Source organism: Desulfobacter sp., assembly GCF_050177295.1.
On the sequence record NZ_JBFXHE010000022.1, the window covers coordinates 11,845 to 25,249 of the forward strand.

General features: G+C 50.0%; 14 protein-coding genes. 1 reads left to right on the forward strand and 13 read right to left on the reverse strand.

The features are described from left to right. The 10 genes from ligA to arfB all read right to left on the reverse strand — a co-directional run. On the reverse strand, positions 1–1,424 hold a 1,424-nt coding region (gene ligA, locus AB7U36_RS03320), incomplete at its 3' end, for an NAD-dependent DNA ligase LigA (protein ID WP_428158388.1). Next, positions 1,414–2,190: a nucleoside phosphorylase gene (locus AB7U36_RS03325; protein ID WP_428158389.1), complete on the reverse strand. Its 777-nt coding sequence runs from the start codon at positions 2,188–2,190 to the stop codon at positions 1,414–1,416. The genes AB7U36_RS03325 and ligA, both read right to left, overlap by 11 nt. Beyond that, positions 2,159–2,416, reverse strand: a complete 258-nt coding sequence (locus AB7U36_RS03330) for a hypothetical protein (protein ID WP_428158390.1) — start codon at positions 2,414–2,416, stop codon at positions 2,159–2,161. The genes AB7U36_RS03325 and AB7U36_RS03330 overlap by 32 nt, the downstream gene beginning before the upstream one ends. A gap of 15 nt (positions 2,417–2,431) precedes the next feature. Beyond that, complete coding sequence (locus AB7U36_RS03335; protein ID WP_428158391.1) at positions 2,432–3,475, reverse strand: galactokinase; 1,044 nt, start codon at positions 3,473–3,475, stop codon at positions 2,432–2,434. Then, positions 3,472–4,287 (reverse strand): DNA repair protein RecO, encoded by an 816-nt coding sequence (recO, locus tag AB7U36_RS03340; RefSeq protein ID WP_428158392.1) that lies wholly within the window; start codon positions 4,285–4,287, stop codon positions 3,472–3,474. Before recO ends, AB7U36_RS03335 begins: the two co-directional genes overlap by 4 nt. A gap of 7 nt (positions 4,288–4,294) precedes the next feature. Continuing rightward, the gene (gene mgtE / locus AB7U36_RS03345; RefSeq protein ID WP_428158393.1) at positions 4,295–5,659 is read right to left on the reverse strand and encodes a magnesium transporter; all 1,365 of its coding nucleotides are present in this window, start codon (positions 5,657–5,659) and stop codon (positions 4,295–4,297) included. A gap of 36 nt (positions 5,660–5,695) precedes the next feature. Beyond that, complete coding sequence (locus tag AB7U36_RS03350; protein WP_428158394.1) at positions 5,696–6,640, reverse strand: SurA N-terminal domain-containing protein; 945 nt, start codon at positions 6,638–6,640, stop codon at positions 5,696–5,698. Between the two features lie 100 nt (positions 6,641–6,740). Beyond that, positions 6,741–7,508, reverse strand: coding sequence for a SurA N-terminal domain-containing protein (locus tag AB7U36_RS03355; RefSeq protein WP_428158395.1), 768 nt, complete (start codon positions 7,506–7,508; stop codon positions 6,741–6,743). Between the two features lie 302 nt (positions 7,509–7,810). After that, positions 7,811–8,812: an ABC transporter ATP-binding protein gene (locus AB7U36_RS03360; protein WP_428158396.1), complete on the reverse strand. Its 1,002-nt coding sequence runs from the start codon at positions 8,810–8,812 to the stop codon at positions 7,811–7,813. Next, the gene (gene arfB, locus AB7U36_RS03365; protein WP_428158397.1) at positions 8,806–9,225 is read right to left on the reverse strand and encodes an alternative ribosome rescue aminoacyl-tRNA hydrolase ArfB; all 420 of its coding nucleotides are present in this window, start codon (positions 9,223–9,225) and stop codon (positions 8,806–8,808) included. Before arfB ends, AB7U36_RS03360 begins: the two co-directional genes overlap by 7 nt. Before the next feature lie 137 nt (positions 9,226–9,362). Here arfB and AB7U36_RS03370 point away from each other — a divergent pair, with 137 nt between their 5' ends. Next, a complete protein-coding gene (locus tag AB7U36_RS03370; RefSeq protein WP_428158398.1) occupies positions 9,363–9,626 on the forward strand; it encodes a hypothetical protein in 264 nt (87 codons plus the stop codon). A gap of 103 nt (positions 9,627–9,729) precedes the next feature. Here the strand turns inward: AB7U36_RS03370 and AB7U36_RS03375 are convergent, their stop codons facing one another. The 3 genes from AB7U36_RS03375 to AB7U36_RS03385 form a co-directional block, all read right to left on the reverse strand. After that, on the reverse strand, positions 9,730–11,082 hold the full coding sequence (locus AB7U36_RS03375) for a sigma-54-dependent transcriptional regulator (protein WP_428158399.1): 1,353 nt from the start codon (positions 11,080–11,082) through the stop codon (positions 9,730–9,732). Between the two features lie 22 nt (positions 11,083–11,104). Continuing rightward, on the reverse strand, positions 11,105–12,523 hold the full coding sequence (locus tag AB7U36_RS03380; RefSeq protein ID WP_428158400.1) for an ATP-binding protein: 1,419 nt from the start codon (positions 12,521–12,523) through the stop codon (positions 11,105–11,107). Between the two features lie 148 nt (positions 12,524–12,671). Further along, positions 12,672–13,405 (reverse strand): SLC13 family permease (locus tag AB7U36_RS03385; protein ID WP_428158401.1); only part of this gene is annotated, 734 nt, incomplete at its 5' end.

A 13,405-nucleotide genomic window follows, 5' to 3' on the forward strand; every position in this document is an offset into this window, starting at 1 on the left:
AGATCGGCAAAGCAGTTTACAAGTTTTTCGTCCACAAGCTGCTCCACCAGTTTTTTGCCAAGCCCGTCCATGTCAAAGGCTTTTTTGGATACAAAATGGCGGATGCGCTCCTTGATCTGGGCGCTGCACCCGGCATTGATGCATTTAACGGCAGCTTCCCCGTCAAGGCGTCTTACCCTGGAACCGCATACCGGACAGGTGCCGGGCATGACAAATACCCGCTCTTCCCCGGTCCGGGCCCCGGGGACAATTTTCACCACCTTGGGAATCACGTCCCCTGCCCTGGTGATCAATGCCGTATCATTGATGCGGATATCTTTTCGTTCAATTTCATCGGCATTATGCAGGGTGGCCCTGGAAACCGTAACACCGCCGATGTTCACCGGCACAAGTTCCGCCACAGGGGTCAGGGTTCCGGTGCGGCCCACCTGCACCGTGATATTCAGTATTTTGCTGGTCTTTTCCATGGCAGGGAATTTATAGGCAATGGCCCATCTGGGACTTTTAATCTTTTGGCCCAGGGCCTGCTGGATTAAAATATCATCCACCTTGATCACCATGCCGTCAATGTCATAGGCCAGTTCAGGACGAAGGCTTTCCAATTGCTTAAAATTGTCCAGCACCTGCCGGATTGAAATACTTTTTTTGATCAGCGGATTCACCGGGAATCCAAGATCCGAAAGCGATTCAAGCATCTGGGCCTGGGTGGAAAAAGAACGTCCATGCACCACACCCACGCCATAGACAAACAGAGTCAAAGGCCGCTGGGCTGTAATTTTTGAATCCAGCTGGCGCAGGGAACCTGCGGCAGCATTGCGGGGATTTGCAAAAACCGGTTCTCCTTTATCCAGGCGGTGCTGGTTCAGCATTTCAAAATCTTTATGCCGGATGATCACCTCCCCGCGCACTTCAATGAAATCCGGCACAGGGGTTTTATTATCCATCAGGCCCAGGGGCACGGATCTGATGGTCCTGATATTGTCCGTGATCACCTCGCCGGTATATCCGTCCCCCCGGGTGGTGGCCAGAACCAGGACCCCGTTTTCATAGCACAGTTCCACAGCCAGGCCGTCCAGCTTGGGTTCTGCTGTATAGGCCAGGGCATGAGCCCCGGAAATTTTCAGGCACCGGGCATGGAAATCCAGGATCTCCTGATCATTAAAGGCATTGTCCAGACTGAGCATGGGAACCGAGTGGGGGGCCGTGTCAAAGGCGGTTAAGGGCGGGGCCCCGATGCGGCGGGTGGGGGAATCATTGGTGACAAGCCCGGGAAACCGGGTTTCAATGTCAATGAGGCGGCGCAGCATCATGTCATAGGTCTGGTCATCAATGACAGGATCATCCAGCACATGATAGCGGTAACTGTGTTCGGTCAGTTCCCGGCGCAGCTTTTCCGCCTCAATCCGGCAGGCATCAAAATCCATGGACAAGTGTTCCTGTCAGTTCCATGGCAACGCCACAGGCCTGTTTACGCATGATTTTAAACCTTTTTTTGTCAAAACCCGGGTCCCAGATGCCGTCTGCCCGGGCAAGACTGTCAGACACCACAAGCAGCGCCGCTATGGGGATATTCCTGAACGCAGCTGCCGCAAACAGGGCTGAGCACTCCATGTCCACGGCACATGCCCCTTTATCCTTGTACCAGTCTACCTTTTCAGACGTTTCCCGGTAAATGGCATCCGTGGTCCAGATGGTGGCATGGGTATGGGCGTCAAGCCCGGCCGTTCCAAGTGCTTGTGCAAGCGTTGCGGTAAGACGGGTATCGGCAGCGACCGCCGGCAGATCTTCCCGCAGATCCATGTAATGCCGGGAAGTCCCCTCATCTGCCAGGGCATTTTCCACCACCACCAGATCCCCCGGGGCAAGATCCGGACAAAGGCCGCCACACCAGCCAAGGACAATAACAGACTGGGCCCCCTTTGCAATCAACGACTCCAGCAGCATCACCCCATAGGGCGCCCCGATGTAGGGACCTGTCACACTCATTCCCAAAGGGTCATCTTCTTTGACCAGCAGGCTGCTGTTGAAAAAAGCGCGGGACTGCCACGTGCCAAACCCCTGGCGGATCAGTCCCATGTCCGGGTCCGCACTGACCATCAATGCGGCCGGTCCCACGCGTCCTGCCTTTCTTTCCCCTAGCGGCGGAACAATTGAGGGGCTATTCAGGCCCGACCATGCCGGATAGCTCATCTTTTACCTCATCAATAATGTCATACAGCCACATGACATCTTCCACGGAGAGCCGGCCCGCCTTCATGGGCGCCCGGTCCGAGCCGTCTTTTTTCTTCAGAATTCTGGGACCGATCTGAAGTTTGGGTTCGCCCTGACCATACTGCATGATGGAGATGATCAGTCCGGTTTCCTCATTTTTCCACTCCGCTATTTTTTTATCCTGTTCGGGATCATATCCTGCCATTTATATTGTCTCCTTTCATTGATGTACAAAAATCCCCCTATTATCTATGGCTGTATCCAGCACCATTGCCCCGTCAACGGGATCAAGAATGTTCTGCCACTGCGTTTTCAGCTTGTCAATATCTGTTTCTTCCCCAATGGCCCATAGACAGCCGCCGCCCCCGGCGCCTGTGAATCTGGCCCCGCAGCCTCGGGCCTTTGCAGATTCCCACAGCCTTATACCGGTATTGTCCAGCACATCCGGTGTCATTTCACAACGAATCGCTGTTTCCTGATTCATCAGCTGTGCGGCCTCCTTAAAGGAAAAAGTGCCCAGGGCACGGGTGAACTGCCGTGTAAGACGGGTGATGCGCTCAAATGCATCATATGCCCTGCCTGATTTAAACTCATTTACCCACCGGGCGTTGACATCCCCCGAGTCATGGGGAATCCCGCAATAAGCCACAAGGAGATAACGATTCAGTTTTTCTATTTTTTCATGGGAGTCAAACACCGGGCAGCGTATAAATTCAGGGCTTTTGTGCCCGAATGTCCATTCCCACAAATTCACCCCGCCAAAGGCTGCTGCAGCCTGGTCCTGAACCCCGCACAATACCCCTGCCACAGCGCTTTCCAGATAATGGGCCAGCCAGGCAATATGCTCGGGATTGATCTGTTTTTCCAAGGCACTATAAACAGCGGCAATCATGGCCACGGCTGCACAGGAAGACCCTCCCAGGGCGCTTCGGACAGGCGATTCCGATTCAATGTGCAGATGCACCCCATGGGCGTTAAAATACTGGAAAACTGCGAACATCAGTCCCATGGGTCCGTCCCATCCTTTGTCATCAAGGCTGCGGTCAATGGTGTCAAACCCCTTGGAAGATATTTTAATCCTGCCCGGGTCCCACGGCGACAGATAGACATGGGTACGCATGTCAAGGGCCAGGTTCAGGGTGGCCGGTTTAAGACCTGCCAGGGGCAGGTAAAAGGTGGAAATATCCAGGGTGCCGCCGAAATCAATGCGGCAGGGCACGCAAACGTGTATCTGTTTTTTTTCAAGTATTGGCGCAAGATTCATATTTCAGATCTCATTTTGTGTAAAAATTTCAGGCTGTTGAAATTTCGCCCGATATAAAACGGAATAAAGGATTCCAGCAGGGATTCGCCCTCCCGGATGGCAACGGGAGAGAACTTGATACGGTCTGCCCGTGACATTTCCACGGTATTGATCCAGGACAATTGCTTCAGGGTACCCTTGGACACCCAGCATCCCCGGGCATTGCCGCCAAAAGATCCGGCAGATTCCCGGGCAAAGCGTTCACTGCCCCTGCATTCCGGGCAGACAACCCGCCCGGCTTTGAAATCAAACCAGAGCCTGGCCAAATGAACATCCTCCAGATTTGTACGGCAGGCATCGCACTGGTCAAGCCCGGGGGAAAACCCGGACAACCGCATAAAGCGAATCTGAAACAGCAGGCTGATCACTTCGGTGCGGATAAAACCGTCATCCACCATTTCAAGGGCCGTGAAAAGCAGTTCAAAAATATCTGGCTGGGCCTTTCCCTCCTCCAGCCACTGGGTGACAATTTCCGTCCAGTAGGAGGCATAGGCCGTGTTCACCACATCATACCGGATATGGGAAAACCCGTTTTCAAGAACCGTCTGGCACAGATTGATCATGGCATCCCTGTTTTTTTTGGGAAAGGCGCACTGGATATGATTGACCGAAAACAGGTCCATGGCACCTGAAAACCTGCGCACGCTCTTTTTTGCGTTTTTTGCCATCACACTGATCTTTCCTTTATCCCGGGTCAGAAAGGTGATGATCAGGTCATGGTCTCCATATTCAATTTTGCGAAGCAAAATGGCGTCCGTGCTGAAATCGCCCATATTGTTGTCAGAAACCAAGCAGCACTCTTGTAATGGTGAAATAGCAGTAAACGCTGATAAGGTCCATGGTGGTGGTGACAAAGGGACCTGTGGCCACGGCAGGATCAATATTAAGCCGATGGAAAATCATAGGCACCGAGGTTCCCACAAAAGCAGCCACGGTCATGGAAGACAAAATTGAACATCCGACAACCACGGACAATGCCCAGGAAAAGGGCTGGGCCATAAAGCTGAACTTGGCCACGACAGCAATCAAGGTGCCATAGGTTACCCCTAGGATAAAGCCCACGCCAAGTTCCCTTGAAATGATCTTGACAAAATCCCGGATATTTACCCGGCCCGTGGCAATACCCCGGACCACGATGGTGGCGCTCTGGGTACCGATGTTGCCCCCCATGCCCATGATGATGGGAATAAAAGCGGCAAGTCCTGTCAGCTGTGTCAGGGTGGATTCAAACCCGCCGATGATGAAAAAGTTGGCGATTCCGCCAAGGCAGCTGGCAAACAGCCAGGGCAGCCGGATCCGGGTGCCTTTGAGAACGGACTGGGTCTCAACATAATCTTCACCCACACCAGCCATTTTCAACATATCTTCGGTGGCAGTCTCGTGCAGAATATCAATGACGTCATCCACGGTGACAATACCGATAATCCGGTTGTCATCGTCCACAACCGGCACAGCCAGGTAATCATACCGGGAAACCAGACGGGCCACCACATTCCGGTCCGTATAAGGCTTGACCGATACAATATCCGTGGCCATGAACGATTTAAGCGGCTTATCCGGGGACTCCACCACAAGCTGGCGAAGGGAACTGACCCCCACAAGCTTGCCATAGTTATCTATCACATAGATGTAGAACGGCATCTCAACATCCAGATACTTGTTCTGCAGTGCTTCGATCACTTCCTTTGCCTTGACGTCTTCTTCCAGGGCCACGTAATCCTTGACCATGAGGCTGCCGGCAGTATCCTCGTCATAGCTCATGATCTGCTCGACATTGTACGATTCTTCCTTTTTCATTTTGGACAGAATCTTGTCGGACAGCTCCTCGTCCAGACACCCGAGCAGTTCGGCAGCATCATCCGAGGGCATGTGGTCAAAAACCGTAACCAGCTTATCGAAATCCAGGATTTTGACACACTCCACAAAGGTTTTTTCGGACAGGTGGGAAAACAGCAGGCCGATATCCTCGGGATTTTCCAGCAGATTGAACAGCTTTTCCCGGTTAAGGGGGGTCATATTCTCAAAAATAATGGACAGGTCTGCCATGTGGGTTTTTTTTATGATATTGAGCAGCTGCTTGTTGGCCCCCCGGCGTAACAATCTTGTAATGCTGGTCTCAAGTATCTGGATTTGCTCTTTTTGCATGGGTAAATTTCCTTTGGGCAGACAGTTTCGAAAGGACTAAAGCATTTTTTTAATATGTGCGCTGTTTTTAAGATTTTCCATCCACTTTTTGAACTGGGCTTCCCCGTGTTCCCGGTACAGAATATCCTGGATCTGTTTTTCCACCTCTTCCCGGACAGGGCCCTGCTCCTGTGAAATGATATCCGCCACATAAAGGATCTGGAAAGAATCCCCCATATCAACGGGCTTGGTGCATTGGCCCTTGCCAACCCCCCCGAGCGCCTTTTTGATCTCATCGCTGAAGCTTGATATGTCAAACTCACCGAGTTCACCACCGGAAGAGGCATTGGAACCGATGGAATACTCCTTGGCAACTTGTGAAAAATCAACCTTGTTTTCCAATTTTTCCCGGACCGTGGAAAGATCCTTTGAATCCCTTAGGATGATATTTTTCAAATGATATTTTTTCCTGGTCTTGAATTCCTGATCATGGCTGTCGTAATACGCTTTTATCTCCTTATCCGTGACAACGATCTTGGAACGGACTGCCCTTGCAACGATCATGCTCTGGAGAATCTGCTCCCGGATTCTTTCACGGTATTGCCCAAGGGTGATGCCCTGGGCCGCCAGGCCAAGTTCCATCCTTTCCTGGTCAAGATTGTGCTCTTTTTTAAAATTTTCCACGGCATTATCCACATCAGTGTCATCCACCGCAATGCCCATTCGTTTGGCTTCCTGAACCACCAGGCTGCTTTCCACCAGTTGATTGAGAACCTGGGTGTACATTTGTGCCATTATCTCTTTTTTCCGGGCCAATGACTCCTGGGATTCCTCAACATTTTTCCGGTACGGGGCCGCTGCCATCTCAAGCTGGGACAGGGTGACAATATCGTCATTTACAATGGCGACGATCCGGTTAACTACCTCCTGGGCCAGGCAACTTCCCGCCCAGAAAAATGCAAGCATAAAAACTATTAAAATTGTGTCTCGTTTTTTTTCCATATATCCACCTTTATATGTAACGTCCCACGTTGATAGATTACTTTAATGTTTTGTTGGGGGGTGGGCCTGGGTGTCGAAAGGCCAGGTCAGCCCATGGCTGTTATTGCTTTTCAGGGTTCATTAAAAAGGAATTTAACACCAGCCTGTCAATGTGCACAGGATAGCTGTCCTGTAAGCCCTGCAGCCATTCTCCAAAGACGTCCTGGCTTTTTTCCATCCGCAGCCTGAGCACCAGATCTTTTTCATCCATCATTTTTGAATTATTATCCTGGGCGCCGGTCTGTCCTGCAAAGCGGTCATAAAAGGCAATCATGTCCTCGGGATGAATTTCCTGGGACGCCACCAGATCCTGCATGATTAATTTCCGGATGACCATATCCTTTTTTAATCTCTTTTTCCAGACAGGATATGATATGGCCCTTTCAAGGAGCATCTGGTCAAAGCTGTCTTCGGGATAGTCTTTCTTAAAGTCGGCGACGGCCAAGTCAAGTTCCTTGGTGCTGACATCAATCCCCTTGGCTGCGGCTGCGGCCAGCAGTACAGCCTCATCAGACACATCAGAAACAAGATCCATAACCATGGCATTGTATTCATCAGGCCTGTCTTTTATATCATAGGGGTAGTTGGCCTGCTTGACCTCCAGTTCCCGGGCAAAGTCGGCCCGGCTGATTTCCACGGTGCCGGCTTTGATGATAATGCCTTTCTCTTCGGCCTTTTTTTGATCCGTACACCCGGATCCAATTAAAACGGCAATTTCAATACCTGTGGCCATAAGCAATATAGCCCCAAAAGACAAGGTCCTTGAAAGTCCCATTAAAAAGCCATTGAACGCTTTTATGCCATGCCCAATATTTGCGATACTGCTCATTTTATATTCCCATTGTTACTCACTGCCACGGACCGGTATATTAATTTATTTTAAAAATTTTCCCTTCACTTTTTTTTAAAAAAAGGGAAGAAAAAAAATGCCGGACCGTTTCCTTAAGTTTTGGAAACTTTTAGCATTATGCCTGTTTTTTCGCAACCCCCTCAAACCGTTACCTGCGCCATTAAAACCATAAAAATCATGAAGGACATGAAAATTTCTTTTTCGGTATATATTCTTCATGCTCTTCATGTCCTTCATGGTAAAATATGGAATGCTTAATAAAGGACCCGGAAAAAAACTGGCTAATCGGATAGGGGAAAATGACAGGCTGCCAGGTGCCCCGGGTCATTAAAATGAGCTGAAAGCATGGGTTCCTTTTCAAAACACAGGGAACGGGCCACAGGACAGCGGGAAGAGAACCTGCATCCCGGGGGCGGATGTTCAGCCGAGGGAATTTCGCCTTTAAGCGGGGTTCTGTTTGAAGGATGATCCGGATCAGCTACGGGTACAGCCTCCAGCAATGCCTTTGTATAGGGATGGCCCGGATGGCTGTATAAGTTTTGGGCATCAGCAATTTCCATGATCCGGCCCAGATACATGACAATGATGCGGTCGGACATGTGGCGGACCACGGACAGATCGTGGGAAATGAACAGGTAGGTCAGGCCCATTGCAGACTGCAGATCCAGCAACAGATTCAAAATCTTGGACTGAATCGAAACATCCAGAGCAGAAACCGGTTCGTCGCAGATAACGATCTGCGGGGTCATGCTGATGGCCCGGGCAATACCGATACGCTGGCGCTGCCCCCCTGAAAACGCATGGGGATATTTGGTCAAAGCACCGGGATCAAGGCCCACCTGATCCAGTAATAGCTCAATCTGCATGGCTGTTTTCTGTCGGGACACCCCGTGAATGCGAAACTTTTCTTCCAGGATCTGACGCACGGTCTGCCTGGGGTTCAAGGAGTCAAAAGGGTCCTGGAAAATCATCTGCACCCGGGTTGAAAACGCTTTACGCATTTTCCGGGTCATGCCAGACAATGGTTTTCCATCCAGCAGAATGCAGCCCCGGGTCAAGGGATACAATCCCATGATGCACCGGCCCAACGTGGTTTTTCCGCACCCGGATTCTCCCACGATACCAAGGGTTTCTCCCTTGAAAACCGAGAAACTGACATCATCCACCGCATGAACATTTCCAGTCCGGCGCAGGAAAACACCCGAGGTGACCGGAAAATATTTTTTCAGATCCTGGACAGCCAGAATTGGCCGACGAATTGCTACTCCGTCTGATTCTACCATTCATCCTTTCCTGTAATCTGCCTTAATGCCTTAACCCTGCTGCGCCTGTTTTTCAAATCAAGGCGCCTGTCCTTTGAGGCCCGGGTGGGCCGGGTGGGCTTTCTTTTTTTCACAGGCCGGACAGCACTTCTGATCACTTCTGCAAGCCGTTCCAATCCGTTTTCACGATTTTTTGCAGCGCTTCTAAAGGTCATGGCCTTGATTACAATAATCCCCTGCCGGGTAATGCGCCTGTCGTTAAGGGACAAAAGCTTAGCCTTGATTTCATCCGAAAGATCCGAGGCATGGATATCAAAACGGATATGAACACCCGAAGACACTTTGTTCACATTCTGCCCCCCGGGTCCCCGGGACCGGATGGGGTAAAATTCAATACTGGCATCCGGGATGGATATGTAATCGGATATTTTCAAATTCACCTTCCTTTAGAGCTTGTTTGGTAATTAGGGAATCGAAGCGAAATCTCATGAAAATGAGAACCAATTTTTTCAAATTTTATGTTAATAGCCGGACTATTGACATAAAATTTGGGAGAATTGGGGCCATTTTCATGAGATTGCAGCCGATTCATCAATTACCAAACAAGCTCTTAGATCACAAATGCCATATTTTCATGGCCCGGGTCAATGCCGTCAGCAAAATGACTTTACTGCCAGTGCCTTTCATCTGCATTGACAAATCCAATACTGTTGCCTGGCAGATAGTTTCAGAAATCCTCCTCAATGGCTTTCAATTGCGATATGAAATCGGATTCAAGGCTTTGGTAGGCTTCCAGCCCGGAGAACTCGTTGGACAATTTTCGGGCGATAGTTAATCCTTCCTGGAAAAATTTTTTTGCTTCGTGGAATTCTTTAAGCGATTGCGCAGTTCCGCCGACAAAGTCAACCGGACAGCGGTTGTATATGGGCCAACCGGAATTATTCCAGCTTAAAGGTTTTGATCTTGCGCCACAAAGAGACCCGGTCGATCTCCATGATTTCAGCGGCCCGGGTTTTGTTCCAGTTGGTCTGTTCCAGCACCCACTGGATATACCGTTTTTCCTGCTCTTTCATGGTGGGAATTTTGCCTTCCGGGGCTGTGCGGTAGGTTTCAATGGCCAGCTGGGTGAGGTGGTCGGGCAAAGCCTCGGGATATATCACGTCGCTGTTTTCCATGGCCACAGCCCGTTCAATGATGTTTTCAAGTTCCCGCACATTTCCCGGCCAGGTATAATTGACAAGAAAATTCATGGTGGTCCGGTCAATTTCCTTGATGGTTTTTCCCATATCCCGGTTTTTCTTTGCCAGAAAATGATAAGCCAGCAAGGGAATGTCTTCTTTTCTGTCTGCCAGGGCAGGCAAAATGATGGATGCCACGTTGAGCCGGAAATAAAGATCCTGGCGGAAATGGCCCTGGTCCACCTCGTGGCGCAGGTCCCGGTGGGTGGCGGCAATGAACCTTAAATCCACGCCCACGGTCTGGGTGCTGCCCACCCGCATGATCTCTTTTTCCTGGATCACGCGCAGGATCTTGACCTGCATGGAGGGCGGCATATCCCCGATTTCATCAAAAAACACCGTGCCCTGGTCGGCAAATTCAAACAGGCCTTTTTTGGTTTTCATGGCACCGGTGAAAGCCTCTTTTTCGTGGCCGAAAAGCTCATTGGCCATGAGATCCTCTGAAAACGAACCGCAGTTAAAGGCCACCATTTCATGGTTTTTCCGGCTGGAAAGGCTGTGAATTGCCCTTGCCACAAGTTCTTTACCTGTACCGCTTTCCCCTAAAACCAACACGGAGATATCGGTCTGGGCCACCTGGGCAATGGTTTTTTTCACCTGGCGCATGGGCGGACTGTTACCGATGATTTCAGGCAGCTTTGCCTTCTGGTTAAGTTGCTTTCTAAGCGACTGATTTTCCATTTGAAGGGACCGCTTGAGAAGGGCCTGTTTGATGATCTGCCGGACCTCGTCTATTTTGTAGGGCTTTGCGATATAATGATAGGCTCCCTCTTTCATGGCGATCACTGCATTGTCCACAGTGGCGTAGCCGGTGATCATGATGACTTCGGTGTGGGGCTGCAGTTCCCGGGTGTGTTCAAGGATCTGCATGCCGTCGATTTTCTTCATCTTGTAATCGGTGATAATCAGATCAAAGGCCTTGGTCTTGATAAGGTTCAGCCCCTTGATTCCGCTGTCCAGGGCCGTAACCTTGTATCCATCCTTAACAAGAATGTGCTCAAGATTTTTAAGGGCGATCTGCTCATCTTCGATAATAAGAATGTGTTCCTGCATGTTTCTCCTGATGTAGACAATGTCAATCCGGCAGGCTGACGGTAAATCGTGTACCCTGGCCCGGGCTGGAATCCACGCTGATTGTCCCGCCGTGCTGCTCAATGATGCCATGGATAATGGAAAGTCCCAGGCCCGATCCCTTTCCCACCTCCCGGGTGGTGAAAAAAGGATCAAAAATTCTGGCCAGATGTTCTTCCTTTATCCCCTTGCCCGTATCCTGAACCGTAAAAACAAAGGTGTGTGCCTGACTGTCCTTGAACGCTGAAATGGTCAGATGTCCGCCTTCCTGGTCCTCCATGGCAAACACGGCATTGATAATCAGATTAAGCAACACCTGCTGGATGCGCCGGGGATCCATATTTCCTTCAACATCATCGGGAACTGTGATTTCCACGTCAATATCCGAAGGGATGTCCCCTGTAATCAGGTGCATGGTGTTGTTGACCAGTTTTTTAAACAGGACCGGTTCAAGACTGAAATCACTTTGCCTGGAAAAATCAAGCAGGGCCCGGATAATTTCCTTTGACCGGTTAATCTCCTGTTCAACATTGGCCAGAAGCATTTTTTTATAATTAATATCCGGGTCTTCAATTTCCTCCTGGATAATCTGGACACTGGTGGAGATATTATTCAACGGGTTGTTCAGTTCATGGGCCACCCCGGAGGTAAGCGTGCCCAAAGAAGACATTTTCTCGGCCTGGATGAGCTGGGTTTTACGCCGGTCCAGCTCTTCAATCATGTAGTTCAGGCTTACGGCCAGCGATTCAAACTCGTCTCCGGTTTTTATTGCCGGGATTTTATCATAATCGCCCTTGGCAATGTGTTTGATGCCGGTTTCAATAGCCTTTAAGGGCCGGTTAAGCTTGATGACCAGAAAAATGGTGGCCAGCACCGTGAGGATAAACAAAAAAAACAGGGAAAGCATCAGGTATTGCCTGGACCGGTCCAGCAGTTCAAACACCTTTTTTTTCTCTGTTTTCACCACCTGTTCGATATCCGTGGTCAGCTCCCGCCCCAGTTGGGTCACTGTATTTTGAATCTGCAAAGACTGTTCAGACGACACAGTACCATTTTTATACAGGTCTAACAGGGTTTCCATGTTGGTGCGGTAGGCATTGATGGCCTGGCTGCGCTGCTGAAAAGAGGGTTCCTTTGCCACAAGGTCAGAAAAATTTTTTTCAATAACAGCCTGTTTTTCATCAATTTTACTGATGTATGACAGGGCCTGGGACAGATCCTTAATTTCCTTTCTTAAAAAAAAATTTTTCTCGTAACGCCGGGCCTCCAGCACCGTATCCAACAGGTCCCGTTTTTTTTCAATGAGCACCAGGGTGCTTAACACCATGGAATTGCTGTAGTGGTTCACAAACCAGATGATGCTGTTCACCACCATGAAAACCAGAAAAAGAAAAGAAATTTTTTGTCTAAGACTGAAACTCATAAGCCATTTATATAGTTGTTCATAAAGGGAAACAAGGCATAGCCGGTTTAATTTTTATCACCTTACAATAAATTTGGGACAATAAACGGGCCGACCGGTCACAAGGGAATCCGATCGGCCCGGGGGGAATATATATTATTATCTAAGCTTAAGAAATACCATAAAACAGATAAATTACAGTCAGCTCCACGGTAAGGAACAGCACTGTCATCACAGCGCCGGCCTTGGCATAGTCAATGGTTCTGTAGCCGCCCGGGCGCATGATCAGGGCATTGACCTGGTGTGTGGGCAGCACAAAGGTATTGGAAGCTGAAAGCCCCACCACCAGCGCAGCCATTCTCGGATCAGCCCCGGCCATCACCGCCATATTCATGCATAGTGGCACCAGAAGCACCGTGGCCCCCACATTGGAGATCACCAGGGTAAAAAAGGATGCCATGATGCCCACAACCCCTAAAAGGATAATAGGCGAAGGGGTCCCGATCAGGTTGAGCACGGTATGGGCAATAAACCCGGCCGTGCCGGTCTTTTCAAAGGCAATACCCAATGGGATAAGTCCTGCCAGAAGAAAAACCGTCATCCAGTCCACGGACTGATAGGCTTCGTCAATGGTGAGAACGCCTGTGATGATCATGCCCAAAGCCCCTGACATCAAAGCCACGGAAAGCTGAATTTTCAAGACAACAATCTGGAACAGGGCCAGGGCCAGCCACCCCACGGCAAACATGGCTTTCTGGGGCCGCAGAATTTCGCCTTCCAATTCGGAGGCGAACATTAAAGACTTTGGCGCAGGCCGGTTTTTAAGGATATGAAATTTTTCCCAGGGCCCCTGGAGCAGCAGGGTATCCCCCATGGCCAGCCGGATATTGGTCAGCCCGGAAT

Coding starts and splice junctions, on each gene's coding strand:
- AB7U36_RS03325 (WP_428158389.1), bottom strand. CDS start 2,190: ATGAGCTATCCGGCATGGTCGGGCCTGAATAGCCCCTCAATTGTTCCG.
- AB7U36_RS03355 (WP_428158395.1), bottom strand. CDS start 7,508: ATGAGCAGTATCGCAAATATTGGGCATGGCATAAAAGCGTTCAATGGC.
- AB7U36_RS03360 (WP_428158396.1), bottom strand. CDS start 8,812: ATGGTAGAATCAGACGGAGTAGCAATTCGTCGGCCAATTCTGGCTGTC.
- AB7U36_RS03335 (WP_428158391.1), bottom strand. CDS start 3,475: ATGAATCTTGCGCCAATACTTGAAAAAAAACAGATACACGTTTGCGTG.
- AB7U36_RS03350 (WP_428158394.1), bottom strand. CDS start 6,640: ATGGAAAAAAAACGAGACACAATTTTAATAGTTTTTATGCTTGCATTT.
- AB7U36_RS03375 (WP_428158399.1), bottom strand. CDS start 11,082: ATGCAGGAACACATTCTTATTATCGAAGATGAGCAGATCGCCCTTAAA.
- AB7U36_RS03380 (WP_428158400.1), bottom strand. CDS start 12,523: ATGAGTTTCAGTCTTAGACAAAAAATTTCTTTTCTTTTTCTGGTTTTC.
- AB7U36_RS03370 (WP_428158398.1), top strand. CDS start 9,363: ATGAGATTGCAGCCGATTCATCAATTACCAAACAAGCTCTTAGATCAC.
- mgtE (WP_428158393.1), bottom strand. CDS start 5,659: ATGCAAAAAGAGCAAATCCAGATACTTGAGACCAGCATTACAAGATTG.
- recO (WP_428158392.1), bottom strand. CDS start 4,287: ATGGGCGATTTCAGCACGGACGCCATTTTGCTTCGCAAAATTGAATAT.
- AB7U36_RS03330 (WP_428158390.1), bottom strand. CDS start 2,416: ATGGCAGGATATGATCCCGAACAGGATAAAAAAATAGCGGAGTGGAAA.